Origin of the sequence: Nocardia sp. CS682 (genome assembly GCF_004634405.1) — a bacterium.
GTDB classification, from domain to species: Bacteria; Actinomycetota; Actinomycetes; order Mycobacteriales; family Mycobacteriaceae; genus Nocardia; species Nocardia ninae.
The window spans coordinates 3,473,610-3,499,963 of record NZ_CP029710.1; the positions used below are offsets into that span (position 1 = coordinate 3,473,610).

The 26,354-nt window shown below is 66.1% G+C and carries 22 protein-coding genes, 1 tRNA gene, 1 pseudogene and 1 CRISPR repeat array; of the genes and pseudogenes, 4 read left to right on the top strand and 20 right to left on the bottom strand.

Annotated elements, in window-relative coordinates:
- Nucleotides 1-10 precede the first annotated feature (10 nt).
- Nucleotides 11-1,192, bottom strand: a complete 1,182-nt coding sequence (locus DMB37_RS15635; protein WP_135233353.1) for a hypothetical protein — start codon at nucleotides 1,190-1,192, stop codon at nucleotides 11-13.
- A 502-nt stretch (nucleotides 1,193-1,694) separates the two neighbouring features.
- Here DMB37_RS15635 and DMB37_RS15640 point away from each other — a divergent pair.
- Both DMB37_RS15640 and DMB37_RS15645 read left to right on the top strand, forming a co-directional pair.
- Complete coding sequence (locus DMB37_RS15640) at nucleotides 1,695-3,092, top strand: cytochrome P450 (RefSeq protein ID WP_135233354.1); 1,398 nt, start codon at nucleotides 1,695-1,697, stop codon at nucleotides 3,090-3,092.
- 33 nt (nucleotides 3,093-3,125) lie between these two features.
- A complete protein-coding gene (locus DMB37_RS15645) occupies nucleotides 3,126-4,175 on the top strand; it encodes a GAF domain-containing protein (protein WP_135233355.1) in 1,050 nt (349 codons plus the stop codon).
- An 835-nt stretch (nucleotides 4,176-5,010) separates the two neighbouring features.
- Here DMB37_RS15645 and DMB37_RS15650 read toward each other — a convergent pair.
- From DMB37_RS15650 to DMB37_RS41945, 6 genes are all read right to left on the bottom strand, one after another.
- On the bottom strand, nucleotides 5,011-5,445 hold the full coding sequence (locus DMB37_RS15650; protein WP_135233356.1) for a YbaB/EbfC family nucleoid-associated protein: 435 nt from the start codon (nucleotides 5,443-5,445) through the stop codon (nucleotides 5,011-5,013).
- Nucleotides 5,438-5,857 (bottom strand): ankyrin repeat domain-containing protein, encoded by a 420-nt coding sequence (locus tag DMB37_RS15655; RefSeq protein WP_135233357.1) that lies wholly within the window; start codon nucleotides 5,855-5,857, stop codon nucleotides 5,438-5,440. The genes DMB37_RS15650 and DMB37_RS15655 overlap by 8 nt, the downstream gene beginning before the upstream one ends.
- 2 nt (nucleotides 5,858-5,859) lie before the next feature.
- The gene (locus DMB37_RS15660) at nucleotides 5,860-7,278 is read right to left on the bottom strand and encodes a GH-E family nuclease (protein WP_135233358.1); all 1,419 of its coding nucleotides are present in this window, start codon (nucleotides 7,276-7,278) and stop codon (nucleotides 5,860-5,862) included.
- Nucleotides 7,279-7,575, bottom strand: a complete 297-nt coding sequence (locus tag DMB37_RS15665) for a WXG100 family type VII secretion target (protein WP_240772403.1) — start codon at nucleotides 7,573-7,575, stop codon at nucleotides 7,279-7,281.
- Nucleotides 7,572-7,892: a WXG100 family type VII secretion target gene (locus tag DMB37_RS15670; RefSeq protein WP_135233359.1), complete on the bottom strand. Its 321-nt coding sequence runs from the start codon at nucleotides 7,890-7,892 to the stop codon at nucleotides 7,572-7,574. Before DMB37_RS15670 ends, DMB37_RS15665 begins: the two co-directional genes overlap by 4 nt.
- Nucleotides 7,893-8,020: 128 nt before the next feature.
- Nucleotides 8,021-8,842: direct repeats of the CRISPR family, unit length 29 nt; unit sequence CGGATCATCCCCGCGTGCGCGGGGAGCAC.
- Nucleotides 8,843-9,055: 213 nt separating this feature from the next.
- Complete coding sequence (locus DMB37_RS41945) at nucleotides 9,056-9,322, bottom strand: DUF6374 family protein (RefSeq protein ID WP_370465382.1); 267 nt, start codon at nucleotides 9,320-9,322, stop codon at nucleotides 9,056-9,058.
- Between the two features lie 1,155 nt (nucleotides 9,323-10,477).
- On the opposite strand from DMB37_RS41945, the pseudogene DMB37_RS41950 reads away from it, so the two are divergent.
- Nucleotides 10,478-11,272, top strand: a pseudogene (locus DMB37_RS41950) (recombinase family protein); the annotation flags it as partial.
- Nucleotides 11,273-12,099: 827 nt separating this feature from the next.
- Here DMB37_RS41950 and DMB37_RS15680 read toward each other — a convergent pair.
- From DMB37_RS15680 to DMB37_RS15695, 4 genes are all read right to left on the bottom strand, one after another.
- Nucleotides 12,100-12,173: transfer RNA gene (locus tag DMB37_RS15680), tRNA-Leu, on the bottom strand.
- A 139-nt stretch (nucleotides 12,174-12,312) separates the two neighbouring features.
- A complete protein-coding gene (locus DMB37_RS15685; protein WP_135233360.1) occupies nucleotides 12,313-13,230 on the bottom strand; it encodes a ribonuclease Z in 918 nt (305 codons plus the stop codon).
- 108 nt (nucleotides 13,231-13,338) lie between these two features.
- Nucleotides 13,339-14,835: an amino acid permease gene (locus DMB37_RS15690; RefSeq protein ID WP_135233361.1), complete on the bottom strand. Its 1,497-nt coding sequence runs from the start codon at nucleotides 14,833-14,835 to the stop codon at nucleotides 13,339-13,341.
- A 57-nt stretch (nucleotides 14,836-14,892) separates the two neighbouring features.
- Nucleotides 14,893-16,359, bottom strand: a complete 1,467-nt coding sequence (locus DMB37_RS15695; RefSeq protein ID WP_135233362.1) for a peptide MFS transporter — start codon at nucleotides 16,357-16,359, stop codon at nucleotides 14,893-14,895.
- Nucleotides 16,360-16,563: 204 nt separating this feature from the next.
- Here DMB37_RS15695 and DMB37_RS15700 point away from each other — a divergent pair, with 204 nt between their 5' ends.
- Nucleotides 16,564-17,019, top strand: a complete 456-nt coding sequence (locus DMB37_RS15700; RefSeq protein ID WP_135233363.1) for an SRPBCC family protein — start codon at nucleotides 16,564-16,566, stop codon at nucleotides 17,017-17,019.
- Between the two features lie 19 nt (nucleotides 17,020-17,038).
- On the opposite strand, the gene DMB37_RS15705 is transcribed toward DMB37_RS15700, so the two are convergent.
- The 9 genes from DMB37_RS15705 to DMB37_RS15745 form a co-directional block, all read right to left on the bottom strand.
- Nucleotides 17,039-17,986: a Ppx/GppA phosphatase family protein gene (locus DMB37_RS15705; protein WP_135233364.1), complete on the bottom strand. Its 948-nt coding sequence runs from the start codon at nucleotides 17,984-17,986 to the stop codon at nucleotides 17,039-17,041.
- Nucleotides 17,979-18,518 (bottom strand): DUF501 domain-containing protein, encoded by a 540-nt coding sequence (locus DMB37_RS15710; protein ID WP_135233365.1) that lies wholly within the window; start codon nucleotides 18,516-18,518, stop codon nucleotides 17,979-17,981. The genes DMB37_RS15705 and DMB37_RS15710 overlap by 8 nt, the downstream gene beginning before the upstream one ends.
- Nucleotides 18,515-19,186, bottom strand: coding sequence for a septum formation initiator family protein (locus tag DMB37_RS15715; RefSeq protein WP_135233366.1), 672 nt, complete (start codon nucleotides 19,184-19,186; stop codon nucleotides 18,515-18,517). Before DMB37_RS15715 ends, DMB37_RS15710 begins: the two co-directional genes overlap by 4 nt.
- Before the next feature lie 16 nt (nucleotides 19,187-19,202).
- Nucleotides 19,203-20,489, bottom strand: a complete 1,287-nt coding sequence (gene eno / locus DMB37_RS15720) for a phosphopyruvate hydratase (RefSeq protein WP_135233367.1) — start codon at nucleotides 20,487-20,489, stop codon at nucleotides 19,203-19,205.
- A 112-nt stretch (nucleotides 20,490-20,601) separates the two neighbouring features.
- Nucleotides 20,602-21,339, bottom strand: coding sequence for a lytic transglycosylase domain-containing protein (locus tag DMB37_RS15725; RefSeq protein ID WP_135233368.1), 738 nt, complete (start codon nucleotides 21,337-21,339; stop codon nucleotides 20,602-20,604).
- 29 nt (nucleotides 21,340-21,368) lie between these two features.
- Entirely contained in the window at nucleotides 21,369-22,922 is a 1,554-nt protein-coding gene (locus tag DMB37_RS15730) for an ABC transporter ATP-binding protein (protein ID WP_240772404.1), read from the bottom strand.
- On the bottom strand, nucleotides 22,919-23,770 hold the full coding sequence (locus tag DMB37_RS15735) for an ABC transporter permease (RefSeq protein ID WP_135233369.1): 852 nt from the start codon (nucleotides 23,768-23,770) through the stop codon (nucleotides 22,919-22,921). The genes DMB37_RS15730 and DMB37_RS15735 overlap by 4 nt, the downstream gene beginning before the upstream one ends.
- Nucleotides 23,767-24,681, bottom strand: coding sequence for an ABC transporter permease (locus DMB37_RS15740; RefSeq protein ID WP_206055345.1), 915 nt, complete (start codon nucleotides 24,679-24,681; stop codon nucleotides 23,767-23,769). Before DMB37_RS15740 ends, DMB37_RS15735 begins: the two co-directional genes overlap by 4 nt.
- Nucleotides 24,681-26,198 (bottom strand): ABC transporter substrate-binding protein, encoded by a 1,518-nt coding sequence (locus DMB37_RS15745; protein ID WP_135233371.1) that lies wholly within the window; start codon nucleotides 26,196-26,198, stop codon nucleotides 24,681-24,683. Before DMB37_RS15745 ends, DMB37_RS15740 begins: the two co-directional genes overlap by 1 nt.
- Between the last annotated feature and the right edge of the window lie 156 nt (nucleotides 26,199-26,354).

Consider the following 26,354-nt stretch of genomic DNA (forward strand, 5'->3'; position numbering starts at 1 on the left):
TATCCCCCGCTCAGCCCAGGATGGGTTCTAGTTGGGCTAGCCACCCATCGACCTCCGCGTCGATCTGTACTTCGAGCGGCTCCCCGGTCGATATCGCGTCGAGCGACCCAGCCGGGGCCCGCGCTGGGTTCTGCCACTGCGGCAACGTCGCCACGGCGATCTCGGTCAATTCCATGAGCCCTTGCCGCGGCACTTCTCTTTCGCCCGAGCCCACCACTGCACTCACCTCGGCCACCGCGGCGTCAGCGGCCTCGCCCGCCACGACTGCGAGGTCGGCCAGCCCGGCGTTGCCAAGTTCCTGGGCGCCCGCCCCGACCACTGTGCGCGCCTCGTCCAGACCGATCCCGGCATGGTGAGCCAGGTAGCCGTTCCACCCTTGCTCGGCTTCCACCAGTTCTTGAGGCAGCCACGCTGGGCGTGCGATTCTGGCCGTACCGACATGCAACGTGTCGTCGCTGACCTTCACCGGGGACAGGTCAGGCTTGTCATACCGGCCCGGCGACCACACTCGGGGAATAGCCCGCTGCGGAACCGGCGCAGGCGATCTGGGGACGTTCATCGTCATACCCAGCCCAGAATGCTGTGGGGACGGTTTCATTGGTACAGGCGGTGCGGTCGTAACGCCAGCCTGCCCAGGACCCGGTGCCGCAATAACTCCAGCCTGTCCGCCGGGCTCGGCGTATCCGGCCATCGCACAGATCACGTACACCAGCGGTGCCATGATCAGAGCGGCGCTCCGCCGCAACGGTCGAGTGCCGACGAACCGACCAACTCGACGACGGCGCACCACACCCAGATCACCGCCGGCAATCGCGGGGACAATCCCGCCGAAACCATTCGCGCGCAGGCACGTCCACAGAGCCCCAGCCTTCAGCGCGGATACGTGAACCGCCTCGGCTGCAAGGCCCGCGCCCTGGACCTGCTCGCAAAGCACATCCACACGACCGATCACCGCTCCGGCAACCCGCGTCGGTGCGACCGCGACCACGACCACCGCATCCGCGCCCGCCGGAATATTCACCGGCACAGCCACATCGAGACGGTTAGCCCACTCCCACGACATCACTCGCCGCGCACGCATCCACACCAGCCAGATGCCCACCGTCGTGTGCTCGCTACCAGCCGCACGGGCGACCGTAGCCAGAGCCGTCTCGACCAACTCCACGCAACGCTTCATGTCAGAAACAGACATAGTTGTCCTCCAATCTCTTCTGGTTCGATCGCCGGGCGGACTCGGCAAGTCCTTCCACTGGGCGTCGAGCCAGGTTGTTGTCGGTGATTGCTCGCGGAGAGACTGGCCCCACGGCCGATGCGCCGGTTTCAGCGCGCAGTGCCCCGCGATGAATGGCTACTGGTCATCGCGATATCCAGGAGGACCGCGATGCCGTGCTGGCCCCTGACACTCGTAGGAGACAAAGCCAGAGAGATGTGTGTTCGAGGCAGAAGGTGGCGGTGGGCGAAGCGAGTCAGGCGTCATGGCATTCCTCGTGGCAGTCGGCTCCGATCACGCAGCACGGGCGATACACCCGGGCCGGGATCTGTGGAATTAGCGACGCCACTGGGGAAATCCCACCCAGCGCATTACCAGTTAACCACGATCGAAATGTGACGTCAATCACTTATAGCGGTAGGCTCTTGATCTTGAACCGCATCTCGACGTTGGAGATTGATTCCGAAAGTGAGAGCTTGGAAGCATGGCTACCAGCACAGCTTTGCCTCTAAACCGGTTGCCGCACCCCCCTAGGCGCCTGCCGATCCTCGGCGATGTGGCCAGTGTGGACCGGCATCGCACCACGCAAAACGAGCTCCTGCTGGCCCAGCGGGGACTCGGGCCAATTTTCGAGCGGAAGGTGCTGCGCAACCGAGTGATCATCGTGTCCGGTGCTCGGCTGGCGGCCGAGTGCTGCGATGAAACGTCGTGGGCCCGTTGCCTTGCCGGGCCCGTCAAAATGCTTCGTGACATTGTTCCTGAAGGCCTGTTCACCGCTCGGACGTCGAATCCGTTGTGGTGGCAAGCCCATCGCATTCTCACCCCGGGGTTCAGTCAGACGGCCATGCGCATTTACCACGAGGCGATGACCAGCGTCGCCGACGATCTGGTCGCACAGTGGTCGGCCGCCGCGGGCGGCCGGGTCGAGGTGCACGAGGCGATGACGGCCGCGACATTGGAGGTGATCGGCCGCGCCGGGTTCTCCCGCCGCCTGGGGTTACTCGGTGCAGGTGATGTCGATGGCGGCGATTCCCGCCGATTCGCCGAGGCGTTCGCGGAGATTCTGAGCTGGTTCAGCGGGCAGGCCAACGATCTGCCGGTTGTCGGCACCGTGCGGACTCTGGCGCGCGCACGCCGCATCCGGGCTCAGATCGGCGCCATTCGCGGCTACGTCGACACGGTGGTCTCTGACCGCAAACAGCAAGACACCGGTGGGTCAAATGACCTGCTCGGTTTGATGCTGACCACCTCCGATCCCGAAACCGGTGCATTCCTGCCTGAATCCAACGTGCGCGACCAGGTCCTGACCTTCCTGATAGCCGGTCACGAAACAACCGCTGCACTGTTGGAGACCACGTTGCACTACCTCGCGGCTGACCCGGATCTGCAAGATGAGCTCCGGGCTGAGGCCGAAACGCACGGCGGGTTCGGATACGACGCGGTGATCCGGATGCGGCGTACCCGTGCGGTGTTGAACGAGGTGCTGCGGTTGTGGCCGCCCGTGTCCGGGTTCTTCCGCGTCGCCCGCGCCGAGCAGGTCCTTGGCGGTTACAAGATCCCGGCCGGGCGATCGGTGTTCGTGCTCGCCCTAGCGGCGCAGCGTGATCCAGAGGTGTGGGGCCCGCACGCGCAGGATTTCGATCCGGAGCGATTCGATGCCACCCGATCGCGTAAGTTTCCAGACCGGTTCTTCCATCCGTTCGGCACCGGGCCGCGGTCATGTATTGGCCGCGCATTCGCGCTGCACGAGGCGACACTGCTGCTGGCTCGGATACTCGACGCCTACACGTTGGGCGGAGTCGCGCCGCTTCGGATGTACGAACGAGGCACGTTGCGGCCCGAGCCCTACACGCTTACAGCGCGATCCCGATATCAAAGCTAAAACCTCAAGCGACAGAAGGGGAGAGAATCTGCGGTGAGTTGGTTTGTGGTGGAATGCCTTGGACCCCTATCGGAACCGATGACGATCGTCTGCAAGGACGGGGCAGCGCGAGCCTGGACGTCGTTGCGGATGCTGCATCGCCACGAATTCATCGACGTCGAAGACTTGCTGGAATCTGTACGGCTCACTGGAAACCCGAGTCGGCGGGTCGTTCGTGCTCGGGATGCAAGCGTGCGGCTGATCGACATAGTGCCGGTGATAGGTCCGGACGGCGACGCCCACGGCATGCATCTGTGGATCGGTCCCGAGACCGAAGAACCACCCCCGCACCGCCCCGCATCGGGCATGTCGTGGAATCTCGATGACCTCCAGGTCCGGGTGACCGAGCAGTGGTGGCGGAACTGGCGTGGGCCGAACGAGGTAATCGCCAATCCCTCGCTGACGCTGTCGCCGGGCGAGTTCTTCCGGAATGTAGTCAGATTCGATCGCATCGAAGAACTGATGGTTCAGGCGACCGACCCAGATGCCAGCACTACGCACCGCTCCTCAGCAGTTGTACTTCACGATCTGGGCTACCTGATGACCTGGTACAACGTCGCTCGCGGCCGAAAAGACGAGCAGCACATCGGAATGCGCGGCCTCGCGATCGATGTGACCGACACCGATCCCCCAGTGATCAGCCCCGCCGAAGTACGCGACCTCAGCGCAGGCGCAGGATCGTTCAGCGCACGCGTCGAAGGCTGGTGGACCGAGCCACCCCCGAACGACGAGACCACCGCTGCCGCGCTGCTCGCATATTCACCACGCCTTCCAATGCCGGTCATCGCTGAATGGATCAGCCGCGTCCCCAGCTGGATCGATTGGGAGCGTAACGGCGACCCCGTGACCTTCCACCCCGACGACTGCGACGCCCTGCTCCGCACCTTTGAAAGCATCGCCGACAACAGCGAGATAATCACTCCAGCTCGGATTCGAGCGTTCACCCACACCGGATGGCAACCCGTCACCGTCACCTCACGCCGCTACCCCGGCGACGTCGGCGACCGCCTCCACATCATCCGCATCATCAAAACCTGCGATTGACCGCCTGGCACGGCCGCGCGAAAACTGTTACGCACCAAACCTTCGCCAAGAACGCCTTGACGGGCACGGCTTTCCGGACAGACACCCACCCCTGGATCATCCCCGCGTACGCAGGGAGCACCCCATCACCCCGCCGGTGCGCGTGTACACCGTCGGATCATCCCCCGCGCGGGCGCGGGGAGCACTCGAGCTCGTGTGGCTCGTTGGGCATGCCGTGCGGATCATCCCCGCGTACGCGGGGAGCACTCGGACTTCTTGGCGTCCTCGAACTCCTGAACCGGATCATCCCTGCATGCGCAGGGAGCACGGCCTCCAAGAAACAACCCGAGTGGGTCGCCGGCGGATCATCCCCGCTTGCGCGGGGAGCACGGCAACATCGTCGGCCCCACCCTCGGCCCGTTCGGATCATCCCCGCATGCGCGGGGAGCACCTCTTTTTGAGCGAGGAGGGAACCGATGACCGCGGATCATCCCCGCGTGCGCGGGGAGCACCGCCGACACAACCCTTCGCTGATCGCCAAACACGGATCATCCCTGCGTGCGCGGGGAGCACATCTTCGCCTTATTCTCCGGCAGATCCTTAACCGGATCATCCCTGCGTGCGCGGGTAGCACACTTCTTGACCTGGTCGTTCTCTGTCGAGATCACTGTTTCCCGATCGGTTTGCTCAGCCGCTCTGGCCCACCGGACCCAACTCCTGTCGGAGTGCCCGGCCAACACCGAGACTCGCTTAGCCGATCTCATAGCACTAGATCGGCTGTCATGGATGACCAGGTTGGTGACGCCAGAAATGCCCTGGGCCACGAGAGGTTGACGACGGGTGCGTGGGCATTCAGTCAACTGGTCCAACCGTCCCGGTTTCGCTGCTCGAAGTAGGCATCGTCGGCCGCTTGAATCTCCTGGTCCGTCATGGGCTGCTGAGAACGGCGTTGCTGTTGGCCTTGTTGCAGTGTTGCTCGGACAGTTCTCATTCCGTCCGCGACACGGCGATCGCTGGTGAGAGGGCGCATCACAACCTCGGCTTTCGTGGCGGCGTCTTTCTCAGCGAGCGCGGTAGCCTGAATGATCAGGCTGGCGAGTCGGCCGCCGAACCGGAGGGCATCCGGGGTCAGCTTCAGGTCGCGAAGATGCCCTGCGGAGTCGACGGTCGCGGTGATGGCACCGTTGCCTGCGGTGCCGAGGCCGCAGATGCCGGCCAGGGCGGTGCGCACCTGGTCGGATTTGGCTTTGATCTCGGCGACGGCAGCGTCGACGTCGACGTGCTCACTCATCGATCAGGTCCGCGAACTCAGCTCGGATGTGGGGTTTGTTGGTGGTCTCCTTTATGAAATGCAGGGGGCTCTTGAGACCGAAGTAGGTTTGGATCGTTTCCCGGCGAGGGTCGGCGCCGCGTGCACGCAAGACTCTGATCGTGGCCACAGGGTCACCACCGGATGCTGTAGCTGCCCAGTAGATCGCGGGCATGCCTTTCTCGGTCAGCGCGTTGATGTCTGCCCCGGCATCGAGAAGCCGCTCGACCGCTTTGGGGTGGGCGTTTTGTGCGGCGAAGTGCAGCGGGGTCCAGTCGTCGTTGTCGCAAGCGTTGACGTCTTGGGTGGCGAGCAGGCGCTCGATGGCTTCGAGGTCACCTTCGAGTGCTGCGTAGTGCAGTGGGGCCCGGCCCCATTCATCGCGTTGGGTCATCCCTACTTCTGTTCCCTTCGGCCGCTTCGGTTCCCGGTCATGTCCTCGACGTGGAACCACTCGGGGTGACGGTTGACTTGCTCGGTCAACTGTTCTTGGGTCCAGCCTTTGTCTTGGGCTTCGGCGATGAGCTTGCGGTTCTCGTATCCGCTGTTGTGGCCGAAGTCCCAACTGGGTTTGACCGGATATCGGACCTGGTTGGCTTCGTCAAGGTAGTACTGCCCCTTGGGGTCTTTGGGGAGCTGGGTGATCTCTGGGTGGTTGTCGTAGTTCTTCTCGATCGGCACCTTGATATCGGGCTCGGACTTGACGGTATAGAAATCGTCGGTGGTATCGCCAGGTCTTCGCCACTTGTCGGTGTTGTCGATGATCTTCTGCCTTGTTTCCACCCACAGACCCGGACGGCGAAGCCTCGACCACGACGTAAACGGTCCCGGCGCGACCGCTCCATCAGCGCCGGCCAGAGCGGGGCGCGCACGCAGCAGCGGGATTAGCGCCTCGCTGCCGCGGGCAATCGCCTGCGACACCGCAACCGGGACACGCGCGACCTCGGCCAACCCGACCAAAGCACGAATGCTGGCAGCAATGCGAGCACCGTAGATCGTGATCGCGACCGCCATGCCACCCTGGGCGGCTAGCGCGGATCCACCGAGTGTGAACGGCGCCGCTATCCACCCGAACGCTTGGTCGACAGCGACGAGCGCGAGCAATTCGATCAGGGCTCGTTTGACTGCGTTCTTGGTCTGCTCGATCGAATCGGCATAGGAGGCACAAGCTTTGCCGAGTTCGTCGCATACCCCGGCCAGCGACTCGAACTCTGTTTTGACGATGTCGGCTTGCTCGAGCGCCTGCGGTGTTTCCGGGCTTTGCTGGGCCTCGATCAAGCTGCGTGGCGCAGCCAGCATGCCGACGATGAAGCGCAGACCGTTGGCCATGTCGCGCCACGACGCACCCATCTGGCGCAGCTTGTCGGGATGCCCGTTGGGCCACAGCTCACCCTCGACGGCCCCTTTGACGAGGTCCCAGCCGGTCGGCTCGGGGTCGCTGCCTCCGTATGCGGCCGGCGGCTCCGGGGGCTGGTAGACCTTGAGCGTCCCGGGTGGGAAGACTAGGTCGTTCGGGTTCGGTTCGGGTGCGGATTGGGAGTTCGCGTTGGCGTGGTTGGCGGCGGTGAACTGCAGCAGGTCATGCATCTGCCCCACCGCCAGCGCCAGATCCCCCAGGGCGTCAACGGTATTCCAGGCGGCGGGGTCGTAGTCGTTGGTCCACTTGTGACCGGCGTTGTCAGTACCGGCGCTACCGCCACCTTTGGCTAGGTTCTTCGTCAAGGTATCGATGTCGAAGGTGAGCGTGTTGTGTACGCGCTCGTATTCGGTTGCGGCCTTGGCGAATCCCTGCGGATCGACCACCACCGGCGCCATCTACGGCCACATCTTCGTGTTGGTTTCGATTGCGGCACTGTAGTTTCCGTGCGCCTTACGCGCGACCTCGCGAAGCTCGTCGAGATTCTCCCGCATCTCCGACACCCCTGCGGTCCACTTCTCGTGCGCGACCTGTTGCGCGGTAGCTGCCGTGCTCGACCACGTCAGATGTAGATCGGCGATGTGGCGATCGACCTCGCTCAACCAGTCCTCGACGGTGCGACCGAACGCCGCCATCGTCTCGATCGCGGCATCGAGCTGCTCGAGGTCCACCCGGTAGCGGTCATCGCCGGTCACGGCAGATCCAACCCCGTCAACCCGGAAATCGCATCGCGATTCGTGGAATCGCGCGATTCGTAGCGAGTCGCGGTCTCAGCGAGGTTGACCGACGACTCCTCCAGCGCAGCAATGATCGTTTCCGCCCCGTGTTTCCATTCCAGCCACGACTCGTCATAGGCGCTCGCCGCACGGCCTTGCCAGCCGTCGACGAGCAACTCCTTGCCGATCGTGTCATCGAGCTTCTTCAACTCGGTTCGGATCGCAGTGGCCCGGTCCGCGGCGAAACGCGACGCCTCACGCAGGCGGTCGACTTCAACCTGAAGTTCTCCCCCCACCGCGACTCCCCTCCTTAGTGTCCACCGCCTATCACTATAAGACGCCGATCTGTACCTGCCAGCCTTGACCGTGGACCATCTCCGCGTACGCGGAGAGCATCGGTGGTGGGTTCCCGGGTCGGGAACCTGCCCGGATCGTCCCGCACGCGGGGAGCATTCGACGCGGTCCTGTGTCCATGTCCCGCACGCCGGATCATCCACGCGTGCGCGGGGAGCACTCATTACTAACCAACGCCTAACATCGTGCAAACGGATCATCCCCGCGTGCGCGGGGAGCACTGGACCTGGAGCCACAGCGTGTAGTCGCGGATCGGATCATCCCCGCGTGCGCGGGGAGCACTTGGTCGAGTACCTTCTCCGTCTCGCGCCATGCGGATCATCCCCGCGTGCGCGGGGAGCACATCGCGGGTCCGGCGCACGCAGTACAGCCGGGCGGATCATCCCCGCGTGCGCGGGGAGCACTTCCAGTCGAACGCCATCCATGCGCTGGTGTTCGGATCATCCCCGCGTGCGCGGGGAGCACCGCGGTGATGTGCAGGTGCTGTGCCACCGATACGGATCATCCCCGCGTGCGCGGGGAGCACGCCGTCTGGAAGTTGGCGCATGACCTCCATTGCGGATCATCCCCGCGTGCGCGGGGAGCACGAGCCCCTGAAATGAGCGCTTTCCTAGCCAAACGGATCATCCCCGCGTGCGCGGGGAGCACCAACTGCGGTCGCATTGGTCGCGTCGGTCCCGCGGATCATCCCCGCGTGCGCGGGGAGCACCCTTTCTTGAATCTCGCAGGTAGAGACGAATATGGATCATCCCCGCGTGCGCGGGGAGCACCGCTCCCAATCCTTCTGGCGCCACACGAACGCAGGATCATCCCCGCGTGCGCGGGGAGCACGGCCGGACCACGAAATCCGAAAGGCCCAAGAGCGGATCATCCCCGCGTGCGCGGGGAGCACACTTCTTGACCTGCTTGTTCTCTCGTCAGATCGCAACTTCTCAATCGGTTTTACTCAGTGCCGGGCACCGATCCGACACCACTGCCGAGCGGCTTTCGTTCCGCCTGGGCAAGACTGCGGCGTGGTCGGGTGGCAAGAAACGAGGACCGTTCGCTGCCGGTCTAAGTGGTTGGCGTACATGAATCTAGCCCTATCGAGTCACTTCTCAAGCGATCAGCTAGCAGGCGGCTCTCCTCGACGGAGACCTCGCATTGACGACCGTCCCCGGCACCCCCTCGCTCCGCCAGGACGATCGTCCCCCTCGAGCTCGCTCTCGTCCGTCAGCACACGGAACACCCTTAGACCCTCACCGATCTTTCCGGCCGCATTCTCCAGTTGCTCAGGCGGCAGATACTTCCCAAAGGCCGCCGCGTCGAGCAGTTGGTCGCGGACCTGCTCAAGATTCATTGTCGCCCAGTCCCGGCGTGACAGTTGAGACATGGACCGACGATACCCCTTATCGAACTGACGTTCGATAGCAAGTCGCGACCTAGTCAGAGTTCAAGATCACGGGGTCGTCACCCGCAGGCCTTCGTTTGAGCCTGCCGTGCCGTACATGGACATCCCCGCGTGCGCCGGGGAGCACTCGTCGTTGAAGTACGGGATCGGGTGGACCGTCCGACCATCCCCGCGGGCGCGGGGAGCACCGACAAAGTCGCGCAGATGGCCGCGAATCGGGGATGGCAATAGTTCAGCGCAGCGTGTCGAACTCGGACCCCGATCCCGGTGTTAACCAGTGCACCAGAGTCCGCTTTGGACCATCGCGGACCGTCGATCAATAGTTGGAGGCTCCCATGTGGCGATCGACCGCTCGTTCCATCTCAGACAGCAACACCGTGCTTCATAATCCCCTGGAAGGGAGCATGAAGACGATACCGTTGCCGACTCGAAATCCGATAACGCGCCCCGGAAATCTTCGAGTATCTCCACAATTGGAAGCTGAAGAAATGTCCGCAACAGTAGAGGAAGACGGCGAGCACCCCGGGTGCTGTTCATGACCGCAGAGAATAATTATCTACCCAGAAATAGAAGCGAGACATCACCTTCCCCCTACGAGGACCCGGCGCAAGTCAATGTTCTACACCTTCCAGACATAAGCACAGAAGGTCCCGCTTGGAGCTACTTTCAGCGACACCAAAATTGCCACCCGAGGAGCTATTGTGGGCAGGTAACCGGAATACATGGCACGGAAGCCGTGCGACTACGCAACGAACTTATCGACATAACCCGCGAACTCCTTGACTGGGCCGCACGACAACAGTCCGGCGAGCAATTCATTGAGGATGGCAAAGCCGCATGATCGAGAATGAGATGCACATTAACCCGCCGACGCCAGGATTGACGCGCCGAACCGTGTCACCTTCAGCTACGCCGGTATCAGGTCCGTCCGGGTTGTCGGACTACGCTGTCTCGCCACTCGGAATGCCGATAGCGTTACTGCGCGACGAGGTCCGCGTAGCCTTCCTTGGACGAACCTCTACCGAAGATCAGCAGGATCCACGGCAGTCTTTGTTGCGGCAACTCGGCAACGCCAAGACTGCAATTCCCGAGTCTTGGGTTATCGTGGCTCATTTCTACGATGTCGAGTCCGGGCGGATGGAATTAGACGCCCGTGGACGAAGAACGGACTACGAACGGTTCGATATTCCAATCGCCCGCGATGGCGGCATTGCCGACCTCCTCGCCGAAGCGCGAAGTCCCGGTCGACGATTTGATGTGGTGATCTGCGAATCAGTTTCACGCGCCGCACGGCGCACATTCGAGGGTCTGTCCATAGAGCGGGAACTGGAAGCTTTCGAAGTACCACTCTTTGCCGCAAACGAGCCGATCACAATCAGCGGAAGTCGCGCGCAACGTATCTTGCAGCGACGGATCAATCAGTCCGTGGCCGAATACGAAGTCCTTAATATTCTCGAACAATCATGGGGTGGACTCTGCACACATGTACGGGAGGGTTGGAATATCGGCAAACCTCCCTACGGATACAAGGCAAAGTCTTTCCGCCACCCCAACCCGACGAAGGCCACCAAGGGGCACACCAAGACCCGGTTGGAGCCCGACGGAGCGCGCGGTGAGACCGTGACCCAGATCGCACTCTGGCGTTACCACGAAGGACTGGGCTACGAAACGATCGCCGACCGCTTGAACGCCGATCCGACCAAGCACCCACCACCGGAGCCTCCGGGCAAACAACGAGCCCGCGGTGCGTGGGGTAAGACCAGCGTGTACGAGATCCTCGCAAACCCGAAGTACACCGGCTTTCAAGTGTTCAACCGCCGTGCATCACGCTCACGACGCGGCAAGGCCAACGACCCCATGAAGTGGGTGTGGTCTACCGACCCTGCCCACGAGCCGCTGATTCCAAAATGGATGTACGACGAGCTTGTAGCCCGGCGGAAAGCACGACGCGGCTCCCGCGACGGCAACGAGAAAAACACCCACCCCCAAACGAAGCGAACCTACGTGTTCCGGGGCATGCTTCTGCATGGGTGCAACAGGCGGATGTTCGGCACTACCCGCCACGGAGATACCTACTACCTCTGCTGGCCAGCAGGCAACAACCGGGGGCGCCCCGACAAGTACGCAGGGCACTCCAAAACCGTCTATATCCGCGAGGATGCGGTGCTGGACGCTGTTTCCAAATTCTTCGCCGACCGCGTCTTCGGCGAGTGCCGCCGTGACCTTCTAGCGGCCGACCTCGTCGGAGTCGACGACCGCGCTACACGACAACGACACATCGACCAGGAACGGCTCCAACGGACCATCGAGGACATAACGCGACGGCAGGACGCTGTCATACGGCAAGCCCAGGACGGCGACCCCGACGACCCGTTCACGAAGGCCCTTCGCGACACCTACAACAAGCTAGAGGCCGAAAAATCCAACGCCGTCGCCACTATCGCCGAACTCGACACCGAGGGGTACGCCACGCACCGGCGACCCGCCCCCACCGATGTCGCGTTGCTCGATGCATTGCCATACCTGACGCTCAATCTCGCCGAAGCTCCAGAGCCGCTGCTGCGCAGGTTATTCGAGGTCACACAACTCAACGTCCGCCTGCACGATGATGGCCGCCACGTCACGATCACCATCAAACTGCCCTTCGACGAGCTACCCCAGGTCGCACACGCCGCAACGTCGGTCAGCAGCAGCACAGTTGCCGGGCAGGAACCGCCTGGTGAAACCACAGGCCACGGCGCTGGTGTCGATGCTGTACGTGCCCCCAGTCGGACTCGAACCGACACTCGATGGATTTTAAGTCCACTGCCTCTGCCAATTGGGCTATGGGGGCGTCCGGGACAGCGTACCGAGTCGTACGGGTGTACCGGAATTCCGAGTGTTCTAGCTGTGCAACGTGTCGGCGTCCTCCTGGAAAAAGTCGGGCATTTGACCAAAGAGTGGGGTGAAGGCGGGGGTGTAGGTGGCGGCTGTCATCGTCTGGGCGGGAGGGGGATTCGGGTGAGGTCGGTGGCGATGTGGAGGGTGCCGGGGAAGTATTTGCGGGCCTCGGTGAGGTGGTCGGTGAGGTCGCGGTAGCGCTGGGAGAAGTGGGTGAGGACCAGCGTGTCGGTGCCTGCTTCGGCGGCGACGCGGGCGGCTTGGCCTGCGGTGAGGTGGCCGTATTCGGCGGCGAGGGGGGCGTCGGCGTCGAGGAAGGTGGCCTCGATGACGAGCATGTCGGTGTTGGCGGCGAGTTCGTGCACACCGTCGCAGAGGCGGGTGTCCATGACGAAGGCGAAGCTCTGGCCGGGGCGGTGTTCGCTGACTTCGTCGAGAGTGATGGTGCGACCGGCTATTTCGAGGTGGCCCTGCTGTTGTAGTCGGCCGATGACGGGGCCGCTGAGCCCGAAGTGCCGCAGGCGGTCGGGCAGGATGCGGCGCCCTGCCGGCTCGGTGAGCCGGTAGCCGAAGGTGTCGACCGGGTGGGACAGCCGGACTGCCGACACTGCGAACGGCGCGCCGGGGAAGTCCACCGGGCCTGCCGATTCGACCGGACGAGGCCGCAATTCGGCGCGCCGGTAGTAGGCGGTGGCGTTGACGAGCCGGTCGTAGTATTCGGCGCCGGAGGCGGGGAAGCACACGTCGACGGGGTGCGGTACCTGGTCGAGACTGATCCGCTGCGCCACCCCGGCCAACCCGAGGCTGTGATCGCCGTGGAAATGGGTGATCGCGATCCTGGTGAGGTCGGTGGCGGAGACCCCGGCATGGGTCATCTGCCGCTGCGTCCCCTCCCCCGGATCGAACAGCACCCCTTCGTCATCCCAGAGCAGCAGATATCCATTGTGGTTGCGCTGCTTGGTCGGCACCTGACTGGCGGTCCCGAGGACGACGAGCTCGCGCTGCGACACCCTGGCCACGCTACCGCCCACCCCCGGCCGCGAGCGCGTCCCCAGTTGGACGAGTGGCACCCCCGAGAGCTCGCGCTTCTCCGCAACCGGGTGCCACTCGTCGGCCCACTACTCGACGGGGGTGTTGCGCAGCACCGAGTGCCTGCGGCTGTAGGCGAAGTAGATGAGGAAGCCGAGCGCCATCCAGACCAGGAAGCGCAGCCAGGTCTCCACCGACAGATTCAGCATCAGCCACAGGCAGGCGAGGACGCCGAGGATCGGGACGACCGGCACCCACGGCACGCGGAAGCCGCGCGGCAGGTCGGGGCGGGTGCGGCGCAGCACGAGCACGCCGATCGAGACCAGCACGAAGGCGAACAGCGTGCCGATGTTGACCATCTCCTCCAGCGTGCCGAAGTCGACGAAACCGGCGAGCAGCGCGCAGACCACGCCGACGATCGCGGTGATCCGCACCGGCGTGCCGTGCTTGCCGGTGTGCGCCAGCTTGCGCGGCATCAGCCCGTCGCGCGCCATGGCGAACAGCACTCGGGTCTGCCCGAGGAACATGACCATGACCACGGTGGTGAGTCCGGCGAGCGCGCCGATGGAGATGATGTTCTTCACCCAGGTATCGCCGTGGATCGCGAAAGCCGTTGCCAGCGTGGCGTTCTCACCGGCCAGATCGGTGTAGGGCACCATGCCGGTGAGCACCAGTGACACCGCGACGTACAGGATGGTGACGATGAGCAGCGAGCCCAGGATGCCGCGCGGCACCGCCTTCTGCGGGTTCTTGGTCTCCTCCGCGGTGGTGGCGACGACGTCGAAGCCGATGAACGCGAAGAACACCAGGCTGGCCGCGGCCAGCAGGCCGTACCAGCCGAAGCTGCTGTGTCCGGCGCCGGTCAAGAAGGAGAACAGCGACTGGCGCAGACCGTCGCCCTCGGCGCCCGGCTGCGACGGCGGGATGTAGGGGGTCAGGTTCTCGGACTTGAAGTAGGTGATGCCGACGATCAGCACGAGCGCGATCACGGCCAGCTTGATGGCGACCGCCACCGCCGACACCCGCGAGGACACCTTGGTACCGGTGGCCAGCAGCACGCCGAGGACCGCGATCAGCACGACCGCGCCCCAGTCGAAGGACACCGAGCCGATGTGCACGATCGGCGTCGTCCCGATCACCTCGCCGAGGTACTGCGACCAGCCCTTGGCCACCACCGAGGTGGCGAGCGCGAATTCCAGGATGAGGTCCCAGCCGATGATCCATGCGACGAGTTCACCGAAGGTGGCGTAGGAGAACGTGTACGCGCTGCCCGCCACCGGGACAGTCGAGGCGAATTCGGCGTAGCAGAGCGCGGTCAGCCCGCAGGCGATCGCGGCGAAGACGAACGCCAGCGAGACCGACGGTCCGGCGACATTGCCCGCGGTGCGCGCGGTGAGCGTGAAGATGCCCGCGCCGATCACCACCGCGACGCCGAAGACGGTGAGGTCCCAGGCGGTCAGGTCCTTGCGGAGTTTCGAATCCGGTTCATCGGTGTCCTTGATCGATTGCTCGACCGATTTGGTGCGGAACAACCCGCCCCATCGACTTCCCCGTCCGGTCGCGTCGTCCAACTCGCCGATCGCCACACCTGCTCCTCTACCTCTGGTCATGCTGTCGAACCCGTCTATGCCCGGCTGGCGGGCTTAATGCACACCCGCCATGTGCCTGCTGATCCGCGGCGCGATGGCGGCCACGATCAGTCCGGCGCAGACCGCGACGGCGCCGGTGATTCCGAAGTAGGCGATTTCGTGGTCTTGGTCATAGAACCGAGCCAAAGTACCCGACATCGACGTGCCGATGCCAACCGAGAAAAAGTACAGCGCCATCATCTGTGCCCGGAAAGCTTCCGGTGCGAGCTGGGTGGTCACCGCAAGACCGATCGGTGAGAGCAGCAACTCCGACACCGCGAATCCGGCCAGCACGGCGACGATGAGCAGGATGGGCACGTGCTGTCCGGTGATGAACGACAGCGGCACGAACAGGATGAACGCCAACCCCATGCCGATCACGCCGAGCGCGAATTTGCGTGGCGTGCTCGGCGCGCGCGAGCCGAGCTTGGTCCACATGATGGCGAACAGCGGCGAGAGCGTGATGATCCAGACCGGCTCGACCGAGCTGATCCAGTTCGACGGGGCGGTCCAGCCGAAGATGCGCCAGTCGATCCGTTCGTCGGAGTAGACCGAGAGCACCGTGAAGATCTGCTGGAACAGCGACCAGAACACGGCGTTGGCGATGAACAGCGGGATGAACGCACGCACCCGGCTGCGCTCGATCGGGGTCACCTTGGCGCTGGTCAGCATCACGATGAAGTAGATGATCGCGGCGACGGCGATGACGCCGGTGGTCACGTCGGGCAGGTTGTCCAGGGTCACCAGGCCGGTCGTGAAGACGATGGCCACCAGCAACGCGGCGCCGGCGAGCAGGCCGATCATCGGGCCGATCGCGCTGCGCGGCAACGGGTTCGGCACCTCCTGGCCGTGCGTGCCGAGATTGCGCCGGAACACGACGTACTGGATCAGCCCGAGCGCCATGCCGATGGCGGCGGCGCCGAACGCGTAGTGGAAGCCGAGGTGGTCGCGCAGCAGGCCGGTGAGCAATGGTCCGCTGAACGCGCCGAGGTTGATGCCGAGGTAGAACAGCGTGAACCCGCCGTCCGCGCGCGCGTCACCCTTCGGATAGAGCGTGCCGAGCAGCGAGGACGCGTTCGCCTTGAGCGCGCCGCTGCCGAGCGCGACGAGCACCAGGCCGACGCCGACACCGGTCAGGCCGGGCAGCACGGCCAGCGCGATATGGCCGGCCATCACCACCACACCGCCGTAGAACACCGTGCGTTCCATGCCGAGCAGCCGGTCGGCGACCCAGCCGCCGAGCACCGTGGACAGATAGACCAGACCGCCGTAGGCGCCGACGATGCCGACACCGGTGCTCTGGGCGAGTCCCAGCCCGCCCTCGGTGGTCGAGTAGTACAGGTAGTACCCGAGGATGCTGACCATTCCGTAGTACGAGAACCGTTCCCACAGTTCGACTCCGAAGAGGTTGGTCAACCCGATCGGGTGACCGAAGACGGTACGTCCGGCAATCGGTGAATCAGCCGTATTTACTTCCGACATCCTCAGACCTTCCCATGTTTGCGACGATTCTTCGGCATCAACACCGAAATCTCGAAGATCCTCGCAGCGTCGCGCCCGGTTGCGGATCGTGCCAGACTGCGTAATCGAGCGTTTCCTCAGGCCCGCCCTGGGCATCCGGGAACAACACGCCGCAGCCGAGTCCCCGCCCCGGCGACCCCGCCGGACGACGAAAGTGACGCACGGATGGAACCGATAGAAATCACGGTGCCCGCCTCGGTGGCGGATACGTTCGCAGTGCTGGCCGACGGCTGGCTTTATCCGCTCTGGGTGGTCGGCGCCTCGCATATCCGCGATGTCGATGCCGGCTGGCCCGCTGTGGGCACCCGCATCCACCACAGCGTCGGCCCCTGGCCGCTGAACCTGTCCGACACCACCAAGGTCCGGGAGGTGGATCCGCCGCGGATGATCGAGCTGGAGGCGCGGCTGTGGCCGGTCGGTTCGGCGTGGATCCGGTTGGAGCTGAGCGAGGTGACCCCCGAGAGCACCCGGATCAGCATGTTCGAACGCGCGATCAGCGGCCCGGCCGCGCTGGTGCCCGATGTGGTCCAGGCGCAGCTGCTGGTACCGCGCAACAAGGAATCACTGTCCAGATTGGCGGACCTGGTGGCCGGTCGAGCGCGAGAAAACAAGTCCCCGTAGGCAACCGGCGCTCAACGCACTACGCGATGGACAGCGCGATCCCGTCGAGGATGTCGTGTTCGGAGACGACGAGCTCGGAGATGCCTGCGCGGCGCGACAATTCGTCGGCGAGGACCTCGGCGATAACGGCGCCGCCGCCGATGACATCGACGCGGCCCGGGTGCATGGGGCCGAGGGCGGCGCGCTCGTCGTGCGTCATAGCAACCAGGCGATCGCACACGGCGCGCAGCTGATCCAGCGTGAGACGGGTGAGATGCACCTTCGCCGAGTCGTATTCGGGCAGATCGAGGGCGACGGCGGCCAGGGTGGTCATGGTGCCCGCGACGCCGACCCAGGTGCGCGCGCCGGTAACGGGCACCTTCGCGAAGGCCTCGGATAGTCGCTCGGCGGCGAATTCTCGTGCGGCGCTGATCTGTTCGGTCGTGGGCGGGTTGCCGGGCAGGCAGCGTTCGGTGATCCGGACACAGCCGATGTCGGCGGAGTAGGCGGCCTGCACGCCGTCGCTGTCGCCGAAGACCAGCTCGGTCGAGCCGCCACCGAGATCGACCACAACGAAAGGCCCTGCCTCACTGGACAGTTCGCCGATCGCGCCGGCGAACGACAGGCGCGCCTCCTCGTCGCCGGTGATCACCTCGGCCTCGGCGCCGGGCAGCACGGTGCCGAGTTCGGCGCGGGCCATGGCGAAGAAGTCCTCGCGGTTGGCCGCGTCGCGGGTGGCGGAGGTGGCGGTCATCCGCACCCGGCCGACGCCGGTCTCCCGCATCAGTGCCACATAGTCGGCCAATGCGACCCGGGTGCGCTCGATCGCTTCCGGCGCAAGCGAACCGGTCGCGTCCACGCCCTGGCCGAGGCGCACGATCCGCATCTCGCGGTGCACGTCGGCGAGCCGACCGTCGGCGAGCACGTCGGCGATCAATAGTCGGATGGAGTTGGTTCCGCAATCGACGGCGGCTACCCGATCACTCATGCCTGTGCTCCGCTTCTTGAACGCCGGTCCGCTCGTACTTCGGCCAGTCGGCCGGAATCGCGGTGCCGCGCAACCCATTGTCGGCGGCGAGCGCCACCGCCTCGTCACCGAACGGATTCACGCCGGGCCCCTTGGCCAGCGCATGCGCGATCAGCACGTGCAGGCACTTCACCCGCTCCGGCATCCCGCCGCCGGTGAAATCGGTACCCAGCGACTCGATCTCGTTCCGCTCGGCCAGATAGCTTTCGTGCGCGGCGCGGTAGGCGGCGGCCAATTCCTGGTCGCCGCTGAGCCGTTCGGTCATCTCGCGCATCACGCCCGCGGATTCCTGCCTGCTCGCCTCGGCGGTGAGCCGGGGATCGGTCAGGTAGTACAGCGTGGGGAACGGCGTGCCGTCGGGCAGGCGCGGTGCGGTTTTCACGACGGCCGGGATCCCGTCCGGGGTGCGATAAGCGACGGCGAGCACGCCGCGTGGTTCGCGGCCGAGCTGCTTGGCGATGATCGCGAGATCCTGGTCGTTCGGCGCTGTCACCTGGGTCCTTCCGGTCCTGGCGGCGGCCCGGCAGGCGGCAGGCCGGGCGCCGGCGTCTGCTCGGCCGCGGGGGCGGGTTGTGGTTCGGAAATGCTGCGCCAGAGTTCGGTGTACCAGGGGTCCGGTTCCCGGGACTTGGTCGCTGCGGTCGGTGCGGCGGGCGCCTCGATGCCGGGCACCTGCACGATGTAGGGGGTCTCGCCGGGGAGCACCAGCCGCAGCCGGTCGCGCGCCTCGGAGCGGATGTAGGCCGGATCCTGTTGCTGCGCACGGCGATCCCGCAGCCGCGCGAGGTCGGCCTCCAGGTCCTTGCGCTGCTGGGCGAGCTGCGAAGCCTCGGCCCGCTGGGTGAAGTACGTGCGCATCGGCACGGCCAGCGTGAGCGCGAGCGCGCACACCACGATGGCGAGAACGACCGCCTTGCCGGTGGACAGACCCAGAATCGTGCGGTCGTGCTTGTCCGCGCCGTGGCCGCTCGTGCGCAACCCGACCTTCTGCGGACCGGCCTTCTTGTCCTCCGACCGCCTCCGCGCGGTGCGTTTTACCGCCGCAGGCCGGGCGGCCGTCTCCGTGTCGGATCCGGCCTTGGGCCGCGACGTGGCGGAACGCGACGTGCGGCGGTCCCCACGCCCGGCTGGACTGGTACCTCGCGCACGTCGCTCCGTCATTACGTCCCCTGTTTGACTAACCCTCGAATACGAAGCGCGGGAACGCGACGTCCCCGGCGTACCGTGCGGAATCACCGAGGGCGTCCTCGATGCGCAGCAGCTGGTTGTACTTGGCGACGCGCTCGCTGCGCGCGGGCGCACCGGTCTTGATCTGACCGCTGCCCACCGCGACCGCGAGGTCGGCGATGGTGGTGTCCTCGGTCTCGCCGGAGCGGTGGCTCATCATCGTCTTGTAGCCGTTGCGGTGCGCGAGCTCAACGGCGTCCAAAGTCTCGGTGAGCGTGCCGATCTGGTTGACCTTCACCAGCAGCGCGTTCGCGGCGCCCTTGGCGATGCCCTCTTCCAGGCGCTCCGGGTTGGTGACGAACAGGTCGTCGCCGACGATCTGGATCTTCTCGCCGATCTCGTCGGTGAGCGAGACCCAGCCGTCCCAGTCGTCCTCCGACAGCGGGTCCTCGATCGAGACCAGCGGGTAGGAGGCGAGCAGTTCGGCGTAGAACTGGGTCATTTCGGCGGCGGTGCGCACACTGCCCTCGAACTTGTAACCGCTGCCCGTGGTGTAGAACTCGGTGGCCGCGACGTCGAGCGCCAGCGCGACATCGCTGCCGAGCTTCAGGCCGGTCTTGCCGATGGCGACGCTGATCAGGTCGAGCGCCTCACGGGTGCCCGCCACGTCAGGGGCGAAGCCGCCCTCGTCACCGAGGCCGGTGGCCAGGCCCTTGGACTTCAGTTCGGCCTTGAGCGCGTGGTACACCTCGGCACCCCAGCGCAGCGCCTCCTTGAAGGTGGGCGCGCCGATCGGGGCGACCATGAATTCCTGGACGTCCACGCTGGTGTCGGCGTGTGCGCCACCGTTGAGGATGTTCATCATCGGCACCGGAAGCACGTGCGCGTTCGGGCCACCGAGGTAGCGGAACAGCTCCAGGCCGGAGGACTCGGCGGCGGCGCGCGCCACCGCGAGGGAGACACCGAGCAGGGCGTTCGCGCCGAGGCGGGACTTGTCCGGGGTGCCGTCCAGATCCAGCAGCACCTGGTCGACGGTGCGCTGCTCGACCGCGTCCAGGCCGATGACGGCAGGCGCGATCTCGTCGAGCACACCCTCGACGGCCTTCTGTACGCCCTTGCCGCCGTAGCGGTCGCCGCCGTCACGCAGCTCGACGGCCTCGTGCTCGCCGGTCGACGCGCCGGAGGGCACGGCGGCCCGGGTCAGGGTGCCGTCGTCGAGGGCGATCTCGACCTCGACAGTGGGGTTTCCGCGAGAATCCAGGATCTCGCGAGCTCCGACCTGTTCGATGATGGCCACGAAAACGACACTCCTTCGGCTGCAGGCACGGTGGGTCTTACGGGAATTGCCGTGCGCTGCGAGCCTAGCCTCCGCCGAGCCGAGCGGGTAACCGGCACTCCGGTGCAGCAGGTCAGACCCGGCGACCGACGCTGTAGGCGGCGGCCCGGTCGCGCACCGTCAGCAAGTAGCTGGTGGACTGGTTGTAGGTGAGCAGCGCTTTCTGCCAGCCGTGCTCGGAGGTCAGGTCGCCGCCGCTGGCGCACAGGTAGCGGGCCGTGCTGAGGGCCGCGTCGTCGATGTTCTGCGGATCGGCCACACCGTCGCCGTTCGCGTCGACGCCCCAGCGCTTCCAGGTTTCCGGGATGAACTGCAACGGGCCGACCGCGCGGTCGAAGACCGGGTCACCGTCCAGCGCACCGCCATCGGTGTCCTTGATCAGGGCGACACCCGGCGCACCGTCGAGCGGGATGCCGATGATCGGCGGGCGCACCACGCCGTCCGCGTCGATGCGCGAACCGCGATGGGTGCCGTGTTTGCTCTCCACGCTCGCGATCCCCGCGATGGTCGTCCAGGCGATGCCGCAGTCCGGCCTGGACCTGGCCAGGATCGCCGCCGCGTAGCCGTAGGCCTCCAACGCCACCGACGGCATGGCCATGCGATCCGCCTGCTCCTCGGCCCACCCGCGCAACTGGAGCGCGGTGCGACCGGGACCGTCCAGGTCGATCACCGGCAGCGGGGTACCGGGGCCGGGCGGAATGCCCTCGGGGATCGGCGGGAGATCACCGTCGATCCCACAACCGGCGAGCACGAGGGTCACCAGGACGGCGGCCACAGCGCCGGTCTTCTTCAGGAGCACTCCACCTATCATCCAGATCCGGCGGAGTGCTCAGCGAAATCTCAGCCGAGCAGCTCGCGCGTCGCCGGGTGCGCCGGTGCCGCGAGTATGGCGTGCGTCTCCCCGGATTCGACGATCCGGCCGTGGTCGAGCACCACCAGGCGCGGGCAGTGCGCGGCGACCAGAGCCATGTCGTGGCTGATCACCAGCAGGCTCATGGCGCGGTCGCGGCGAATCCGGTCCAGTAGTCGCATGATCGAGGTGGCCGTCGCCTGATCCAGTGCGGAGGTGATCTCGTCGCAGATGAGGACCGCGGGTTCGGCGGCGAGCGCACGGGCCAGCGCGACTCGCTGCCGTTGCCCGCCGGACAGCTCGTGTGGATAGCGCCGGGCCAGCTCGGGGGCCAGCTCGACCGAGGCGAGCAGGTCGTTGACCCGTTGGGCCAGTTGGCGTCTGGGCACACCGCCGATGCGGCGCAGCGGCCGGCCGACGGTCTGCGCCACGGTGCGGCGCGGGTTGAGCGCTGCGCGCGGGTTCTGGGTGACCAGTTGAATGCCGTTGCGGCCGCTGGCGATTCGCCCGCGCCCGACGACCGGAATCGCCGTTCCGGCCAGCTCGAGTGAGCCGGTGGCCGAGCGGTGCAGGCCCGCGATCACTCGGGCGAGGGTGGTTTTACCCGCACCGGATACGCCGACCACGGCGAGTGCCGAGGCGGGAGCGAGCGAGAGGTCTACCTCGGCCAGCACTGCACGCGCACCGATCGTCGCGCCGAGGTTGCCTGCCCGCAACAGCGGCGGGCCCTCGGCTGCCGAGTCCGGGCCAGGGGCGTGCACGGGTTCGACCTTGCCGTCCACCGCGAGCCCGGTGCCGAGTTCGATGACGTTGTCGGCGATCGCGTGCACAGCGGTGGTGTCATGGCCGGACAGCAGGACGGCGGTCGAACGCTCGGCGGCGATCTCGGTCAGTACGCGCGCGATGTCGGTGCGCAACGCGCCGTGCAGGCCCGCGAGCGGTTCATCGAGGATCAGCACGCCGGTCCGGCGAATCAACGCGCGGGCCAGGGCGACTCGGCGCTGCTGGCCGCCGGAGAGCTCGCCGGGCCGGCGGCGCAGGTGTTCCGCCGAGAGGCCGACCAGTTCGAGGGTCTCGAGCACGGTGTCACGGGAGGCGTCCCTGGCGACCTCGTGCAGCAGAGCATGCACGCGCATCAGGGGATTGAGCGCCGAACCGGGGTCTTGCCCTACATAGGCGACCTGGGTGCGCCGGAACCGCTGCCGGGCAACGGGATCCAATGCGAAGACATCGTGGCCCGCGACCTCGACCGAACCGGTACGCCGGACGGCACCGGGCGGCAACTGTCCGAGTAGCGCCCGCATCAGTGTTGTCTTGCCCGACCCGGAGGGCCCGGTGAGGGCGGTGATCTGCCCTGCCGCGATCTGGAAGCTGGTGGGCTCGACCAACTCCTGGCCTGTCGCGCCGTAAATCGACAACTCGTCGACCACTACCGGCATCGATGTCAGGTCGCCACCGAGCGCCGCCGGGCCACCCCGGCGCGGGACGGCCGCCGCACGCACCGGGTCATCGTCGATCGATAGGTCCAGAACGGGTTCGCTCACAACCGCTCCCCTCGTCCGAAGGCCGTGACCGCGAGGTTCACGCTCACCGCGACAACCGCGATCGCCAGGCTCGGAGCCAGCACGGCCCACGGGTTGAGCAGCATGCCGGACGAGTTCTCGCGCACCATGACCGCCCAGTTACTCGCGCCGAGAGTGGTCGGCAGTTGCAGGAAGGACGCCGTGCTCACCACGTAGACGGCGGTCACGAAGCGCAGCCCGAGCTGAACGACGATCACTTCGCGCAGGTTCGGTATCACTTCACGGAAGACCAAGTGCGACAGTGTTTCACCGCTCGCTCGGGCGGCTTCCACGTAACCCGAGGCAGCAACGCCCGCCGCGGCAGCCGCGAAAACCCTTGCACAGTAGGGCGTGCCGAACAGGAGGGCGACGACAACCAGGCCCAAGGGACCCGCGTCCGGCCAAGCGGTCAGCACCAGCAGAATGCCGAGAACGGCAGGCAGCAGCATGGCGAAGTCGACGGCACGTTCGATCAGCGCGCCGAGCCCGGGGCGCAGCGCGGTGACCGTACCCAGCACGCACGCCAGCGCCGTAACCGCCACCGCGATCACCGCGGCAAGCAACAGCAGACCCCAACCGCCGTAGAGCAATTGACTCAGCACGTCGCGACCAAGCCGATCGGTGCCCAACCAGGCGTCGGCACCGGCACTGCCGAACGGGATACCGACGGGGGTTTCGGCCGGGTGCGGGGCAAGCACGGGTCCGCACACTGCGAGCAGCGTCACCACCACGGCGGGCAGCACCGTCAGCAGCCGAAGGCGGCGCAGTCGACCGCGATCCGGCCGTGCCGTTGCCGCAGCCTGGTCACCAGGGCGCAGTAGCCGTTTCATCGGACACCCCGCAACGACCAGGTACGAATCCCGTCGGCGACGGCGAGCATGCACATGATCACCGCGCCGGACAGCGCGACCACCGAGGCGACCACCGCCACATCGCGATCCGCCACCGACCCGGCGAGCACGGCGCCGAGACCCGGGTAGTTGAAGATGGTCTCCACCACCAGCGAGCCGCCGAGCACCATCCCGACCGTGGTGGCGAAACTCGCCACGATCGTCGGCAGCGCGAAGGGCAGCACGTGCCGCAGCAGCACGCTGCGCGCGGGAATACCGTCCAGCACAGCGCTTTCGACGTGCGGCGCCTGCGCCGCATCCACCAGCGCGGCGCGCACCACCCGGGTATTCCAGCCGATCTGCGGGATCGCCAGCGCCAGCACCGGCAGCACCAGCATGTCGGGGCTCGCCGGAAAACCGGAGCGATCGGTAATGGTGACGGCGGGCAGCCAGCCCGCGCCGAGCGCGAACACCAGAATCAGCAGCGTCGCCACCACGAACTCCGGTATCGCCGCCGCGACAGTCGTCGCTGGTTCCAGCGGCCGCACCGGGCGCTGCGCCCACCAGAGGCCGAGCAGCAGCGAGACGACCACCGTCACCGCCAACGCGAGCCCACCGAGCAGCAGGGTCGGCGGGAACTTGTCGGCGAGCAGCTCGTTGATCGGCCGCCCGCGCGTGGTGCGGCCGAAGTCGCCGGTCGCCACGCCGGAGATCCAGTCCCAGAAGCGTTGCGGCAGCGGGCGATCCAGCCCGAGTTCGCGCTCCTTGGCCGCGACCCGTTCCGGCGTCGCGTCCCGGCCGAGCACCGCCCGTGCGGTACTGCCCGGCAGCAGGTCGACGACCACGAAGACCGTTGCCAGCAGGGCGATCAGCAGGGCGATGCGCCGGATCAGCAGGCGCGCGAACGAGATCACTCGGCCAACCAGGCCCGTTCCAGCTGCACCCGCGCGAAGCCGCCGAGCGTGGGCAGGTCGCGCACCCGCGCGGACGCGATGTCGATGCCGTCGGCCATGCCCCACACCAGGTATCCGCCGCGCTCGTGCTGGATCCGCTGCACGTCGCGGCAGGCCTGGGTGTACTCCGAGTCGCCCTGCGCGGCCAGGGCTTTCGCGGTGGCGGCGTCGAACTCGGCGTCCTTGAAGTCGGTTTCGTTGCGGTTGGAGCGGCCCGACATCAGCTTGTCCGCGTAGAACAGCACCGAATCGTTGGTGCCCCAGGAGACGGTGTACAGCGCACCCTTCAGCCAGGTCTGGTCGTAGAAGGCGTTGGAATCCTGAGTGACCACGTCGAGGCGGACGCCGATGTCGGCGAGCTGGGTCGCGATGACCTTGGCCGACTCCACCTCGCCGGGCGCCTCCGCCTTGGTGATCAGCGGATAGCTGCGGCCGGTGTCGAAATTGGCCTCGCGCAGCAGCGTTTTCGCGCGGTCGACGTCGCGAGTGCGCTGCGCGATGGACTTGTCGTAGCTCGGGTCGCCGGTGCCCAGAATGTCGTTGGCGACCTTGCCGTAGCCCGAATGCACCTGGCTCACCAGTGCGTTCCGGTCGACGCCGAGCCGCAGCGCGCTGCGCACCCTGGCATCGGCGAACGGCCCGTCCGAGGCGCGCATCGCGACGCCGAGCATGGTGTCGTCGGCGCGGCGCACCACCCGCAGGTCACCGCGCCCCTCGGCGGTCCGGCCCGCGATCGCGCCGACGTTGGAGGCGAGGTCGATCTGCCCGCCGAGCACCGCGTTGCCCAGCGCGGTGACGCTCTCGAACATGGTGATCTCGATGGCGTCGAGCGGCGGCGGCGTGCCGTGCCACTGCTCGTTGCGCACCAGCCTGGCATTGCCGCCCTGGTACGACTCGAGCCGGAACGGCCCGGTGCCAACGGCTTTGGTGAAGTCGGTGGTGTCCTTCTTGACGGTGAAGGTCATCAGCCGGACCAGCAACGGAAGCTGAGTGTTCGGCTCGGGCACGGTAAGCACCACCCGATTCGGGCCGTCCGCGGTGATGTCTTCCGCGGCGACCGGCATCTTCGACGCGCCACCGACCGTACGCAACCTGCGCAGCGACCACACGACGTCGTCGGCGGTGACCGGGCTGCCGTCGTGGAAGGTCGCGCCGTCGGCGAGGGTGAAGGTCCAGCGGCGGCGCTGCACGTCCGGCTCCCACCGAGTTGCCAAGCGCGGCGCGACATTCGGATCGGCGCCCGGCACGGTGAGCGCGTCGTACACCAGCGAGGTGATCAGGAAGTCGCTGTCGTTGCTCAGGTTGGCGTGTGGATCGCGTTCGATCCGCGCCGCGGTGCCCAGCGCACCGACGCGCAAGGTGCCCCCGCGCTGGGCCGGCCCGGACGAATCCGTCCCCTTCGAGCACGCGGCGACAAATATCACCGCCCCGATACCGAGCCCTGATTGGAGGAGCTGCCGCCGATTCAAACCCATTGCGCCGCCTTCTTCCTGGATAAACATCCGCACGCGGTCGGCGAGGTGCTGAGCCAGCGCCGATGCGATCAGGACAGGCTAGCCTAATCGGTTGCGCGTCACGCGACGGAGATTAAGCCGAACTTCACTAGTGTTATGCGTTTCTGCTATTTTTAG

Excerpts from the sequence above, each read along its gene's own strand:
- DMB37_RS15715 (WP_135233366.1), bottom strand. The coding sequence starts at position 19,186 with ATGACGGAGCGACGTGCGCGAGGTACCAGTCCAGCCGGGCGTGGGGAC.
- DMB37_RS15700 (WP_135233363.1), top strand. The coding sequence starts at position 16,564 with ATGGAACCGATAGAAATCACGGTGCCCGCCTCGGTGGCGGATACGTTC.
- DMB37_RS15705 (WP_135233364.1), bottom strand. The coding sequence starts at position 17,986 with ATGAGTGATCGGGTAGCCGCCGTCGATTGCGGAACCAACTCCATCCGA.
- DMB37_RS15635 (WP_135233353.1), bottom strand. The coding sequence starts at position 1,192 with ATGTCTGTTTCTGACATGAAGCGTTGCGTGGAGTTGGTCGAGACGGCT.
- DMB37_RS15735 (WP_135233369.1), bottom strand. The coding sequence starts at position 23,770 with ATGAAACGGCTACTGCGCCCTGGTGACCAGGCTGCGGCAACGGCACGG.
- DMB37_RS41945 (WP_370465382.1), bottom strand. The coding sequence starts at position 9,322 with ATGTCTCAACTGTCACGCCGGGACTGGGCGACAATGAATCTTGAGCAG.
- DMB37_RS15650 (WP_135233356.1), bottom strand. The coding sequence starts at position 5,445 with ATGAGTGAGCACGTCGACGTCGACGCTGCCGTCGCCGAGATCAAAGCC.
- DMB37_RS15695 (WP_135233362.1), bottom strand. The coding sequence starts at position 16,359 with ATGTCGGAAGTAAATACGGCTGATTCACCGATTGCCGGACGTACCGTC.
- DMB37_RS15725 (WP_135233368.1), bottom strand. The coding sequence starts at position 21,339 with ATGATAGGTGGAGTGCTCCTGAAGAAGACCGGCGCTGTGGCCGCCGTC.
- DMB37_RS15660 (WP_135233358.1), bottom strand. The coding sequence starts at position 7,278 with ATGGCGCCGGTGGTGGTCGATCCGCAGGGATTCGCCAAGGCCGCAACC.
- DMB37_RS15640 (WP_135233354.1), top strand. The coding sequence starts at position 1,695 with ATGGCTACCAGCACAGCTTTGCCTCTAAACCGGTTGCCGCACCCCCCT.
- DMB37_RS15745 (WP_135233371.1), bottom strand. The coding sequence starts at position 26,198 with ATGGGTTTGAATCGGCGGCAGCTCCTCCAATCAGGGCTCGGTATCGGG.
- DMB37_RS15655 (WP_135233357.1), bottom strand. The coding sequence starts at position 5,857 with ATGACCCAACGCGATGAATGGGGCCGGGCCCCACTGCACTACGCAGCA.